General features: G+C 38.8%; 3 protein-coding genes. 2 read left to right on the top strand and 1 reads right to left on the bottom strand.

Annotated features, from left to right (window positions below; translation table 11 throughout):
- The first annotated feature begins 791 nt into the window (after positions 1 to 791).
- Positions 792 to 1553, top strand: coding sequence for a beta-carotene ketolase CrtW (gene crtW, locus LC608_RS36420; RefSeq protein WP_229558149.1), 762 nt, complete (start codon positions 792 to 794; stop codon positions 1551 to 1553).
- Positions 1554 to 1647: 94 nt separating this feature from the next.
- Positions 1648 to 2628 carry a 7,8-didemethyl-8-hydroxy-5-deazariboflavin synthase subunit CofG gene (gene cofG, locus LC608_RS36425; RefSeq protein ID WP_229558150.1) on the top strand — a complete coding sequence of 327 codons (981 nt, stop codon included), beginning with the start codon at positions 1648 to 1650 and terminating at the stop codon, positions 2626 to 2628.
- 155 nt (positions 2629 to 2783) lie between these two features.
- Here the strand turns inward: cofG and LC608_RS36430 are convergent, their stop codons facing one another.
- Positions 2784 to 3218 (bottom strand): hypothetical protein, encoded by a 435-nt coding sequence (locus LC608_RS36430; protein WP_229558151.1) that lies wholly within the window; start codon positions 3216 to 3218, stop codon positions 2784 to 2786.
- Positions 3219 to 3807: the final 589 nt, after the last annotated feature.

The raw sequence follows: 3807 nt of genomic DNA on the forward strand, positions 1-3807 counted from the left end.
TAGAATTCTGGTAACATTATCATTAAATAGAGCTTGTTGCGAATGAATGCTCTTTTTCTTTTACCACAAATTGCTACACTCTTTGCAATATAAGCATTCTAAACCATTTTGTCCCCCCGCAAGGATTTTTTATCATATCCAATATTTTTTTAGTGATAAGCTAATGAGCCTTTAAGCTACATAAAAGCAGGGCTAGAGCGGCTTACTACAAGCAAATCAACCTAAAATGAATAACGGTTATTTGGTAAAAATACCTCTGCTCTATAGCCTAGTAAAAGCTATTATTGAACTTTTGTTAGATAATTATTTGATAAACCTCCTTAAAATCTCATTCTTTAGAGTTGCTTCCGCTTTAAAACTAGAGACAGATAGCACCAAATGGGTAAGTTAAGTAATATGAACAAAGTACTTAGCTTCTTAAGGTAATTTAACAATGGCACTTTATCCTAGTGATAAAACTGAAACTGCATATAATGGCAAAGACCGTAATGCTGGTGATCTTGGGATAACTCCTCAAAAACTATCAAAATCAAGGCACTGGTTATACTAAATACTAAATCTTTCAGTGTCATTGCTTATATTACCCAACCCTCTAACCGAAAACAGTTTTTAGAATACCAGTTGCTTGTGTAATACTAGTTAAAGTATCTTAATATTTATACATATTTTTGAGCATTAGCATTGTCCAGTGTAAAAAATTGACCACTAACAGAATTTCCCAGTTAGTTGTTTTTCTCATGACTATATTTTATTTTTGAAATTTTCACCTGAATGCTAGGCGGAGTAAAAGCGTGATCCAGTTAGAACAACCACCCAGTCATCAAACAAAACGGACTCCAGTAGTGAAAAGTAAATCTCAGTTTAAAGGGCTTTTCATTGCTATTGTCATTGTTAGCGCGTGGGTTATTAGCCTGAGTATATTACTTTCACTTGATATCTCCAAGCTGAAATTTTGGATGTTATTGCCTGTTATACTATGGCAGACATTTTTATATACGGGGTTATTTATTACATCTCATGATGCCATGCATGGCGTAGTATTTCCCCAGAATCCCAAAATTAATCATTTGATTGGAACATTGACTTTATCTTTTTATGGTCTTTTACCATATCAAAAACTCCTGAAAAAACATTGGTTGCACCACCACAATCCCGCAAGTAAAATAGACCCGGATTTTCATAATGGTAAACACCAAAATTTCTTTGCTTGGTATTTTCATTTTATGAAAGGTTACTGGAGTTGGGGACAAATAATTGCGTTGATTATTATTTATAACTTTGCTAAATACATACTCCATATACCAACTGATAATCTAACTTATTTTTGGGTGCTACCCTCGCTTTTAAGTTCATTACAACTATTCTATTTCGGGACTTTTTTACCCCATAAAGAACCAATGGGAGGTTATGTACAGCCTCATTGTGCCCAAACAATTAGCCGTCCTATTTGGTGGTCATTTATCACATGCTATCATTTCGGCTACCACGAAGAACATCACGAATATCCCAATGTTTGTTGGTGGGAGTTACCAGAAATTTACAAAGCAAAATAGTTATTGTTTATCTAAATCTAATGGCAGCAAGAGTTACCCTGTAATCTATATAGTTTGAACAAGACATTATTTTAACTAATAGATTATCCTGCTTATGCCAATTAATAATTCTCGTCTTGTTACCTACAGCCCTGCTTATACAATCGTTCCTACTTACGAGTGCTTTAATCGCTGTAGTTACTGTAACTTTCGTAGTGAACCGGGTAAAAGTCCCTGGATAAGTATTTCAGATGCAGAAAGTATTTTAAAATCGCTTCAAAGCGAAAAAGTCTGTGAAATCCTTATCCTTAGCGGTGAAGTGCATCCTCATTCGCCAAGGCGTCAGGCGTGGTTTGGGCGGATTTATGATTTGTGTGAATTAGCACTTTCAATGGGGTTTTTACCGCATAGCAATGCAGGGCCCCTGAGTTTTGAGGAAATGCAAAAGCTGAAACGTGTGAATGTTTCAATGGGGCTGATGTTGGAACAGTTAACACCAACATTGTTAAATACTGTACATCGGCACGCACCAAGTAAATTACCAGAAGTTCGTTTACAACAATTACAATGGGCGGGAGAGTTGCAGATTCCCTTTACAACTGGGTTACTGTTGGGAATTGGAGAAACTGTAAATGATTGGTGGGAAACTTTGGAAGCTATTTCTAACTTGCATCAACGTTACCATCACATTCAAGAAGTCATTCTGCAACCTCATAGTCCTGGACATCAACAAACTTTTGATGCACCACCTTTTGATCCCCATGAATTACCAGAAGTAATTGCAAAAGCGCGGGAGATTTTACCGCCAGATATTACTATTCAAATTCCGCCCAATTTAGTTAAAGATAACTGCTGGTTACTCGCTTGTATCGAAGCTGGTGCGCGAGATTTAGGTGGAATTGGCCCAAAAGATGAAGTGAATCCCGATTATCCTCATGTTCAAGAACAAGCATTAAGAGAAATTTTACAACCTGCTGGGTGGGAATTGGTGGCGCGATCGCCACTTTATCCACAATTTGACAGCTGGTTGTCGGGGGAATTACAAACAGCAGTGAAACGCTGGCGAAAAACTCTAACACCAGTTTCTCTTTTGTAAGAGTTTTACTACTGAGAGTCAAAAGTCAGGGGTGCTATTGGGTTTAGTATTCACCCTAGCCCTGTCAAGGTGACTTTTTTGGAGTCGCCAAAACCCGGCTCAAGAACTACCAATGACTTTCCTGGTAGCGCTCCGGCGGCGATTGTTCGCAGTATTTAGAGACGATAGTCGGTTTTTTCCAGACAGTTCCCATCAAGGATTCTGATTTTGTACCCACTTAATATTTGTGGTGATTTACCACCAACAAACTCTATCAAACTTGACAGTGGGATGGCTGTTTCTCTTAAGTTCGCCGAACTAACTGTAGTTTCGACTCCATTTAATTTGTCGTAAACAGCCGTGCGGCTAACACTCATTTCTTCGGCTTTTACGCCATAGGCTAGCGTACTCGATGGATCAATCCCGCATACTACTAAACTCATTAGTTCCACAATCCTAGAAAAAAGTAGTTCTCGGGTGTACTGGGATGAAGCGTTTTCCTCAAATATTTGATTGATTGTTTCTGGCGCGAATACTCTTTCCATAAGCCCTCGAACCATTACACTTATTGGACTCTCTTTGACAAAACGCTCAAATATTGCACCCAGCATTCACCATATCCTCCGCTACTTTTTCCTTTGCGATGGCATGGCATTATTATCCGGCTATTTGTCACCTTGACAGGGCTAAAAGGGCTAGTCCTAGAATTATCTCTACATTGGAGGTGCTTTTCATGTTTTGGGAGAATTGATTGAAGCGATTGATGAAGTAAAACAAATCACTCAACAAAAGGAAGGTACGAGAAACATCCGCTCTTCTCTACGAGAGGCTGCGCCCTAAGCATTCGCGGTAGCGTCTCGTAGAGAAGCTATGCCGCAGGCTTTACGAGATGCTCCGCGAACGAACCCAATGTTTTAGCTTGCAACTAGATATATTGGGCTTTGATAAAAGCATTGCGCTTATACGCTCAATGTGCGGAACCGGACAGATGAACAACAAAAAATATGTCAATATTGATTGATGTTAAGTTGGTATCGTCTTATGGAGCAGAAATAGCAGCCTCGCCAACGCTAAGGGACTTCCAGAAAATAAAATATACAGTTACTAAGAATGATAATCATTGTTAGGGGGGTGGGATAGGCTGCCAACGGCAGCCTATCCCACCCCAATTTGTAGTAAATTCAATGATGATTCGATTTT

Source organism: Nostoc sp. XA010 (genome assembly GCF_020829625.1).
Classification (GTDB): Bacteria; Cyanobacteriota; Cyanobacteriia; order Cyanobacteriales; family Nostocaceae; genus Nostoc.

Coding starts and splice junctions, on each gene's coding strand:
- LC608_RS36430 (WP_229558151.1), bottom strand. CDS start 3,218: ATGCTGGGTGCAATATTTGAGCGTTTTGTCAAAGAGAGTCCAATAAGT.
- cofG (WP_229558150.1), top strand. CDS start 1,648: ATGCCAATTAATAATTCTCGTCTTGTTACCTACAGCCCTGCTTATACA.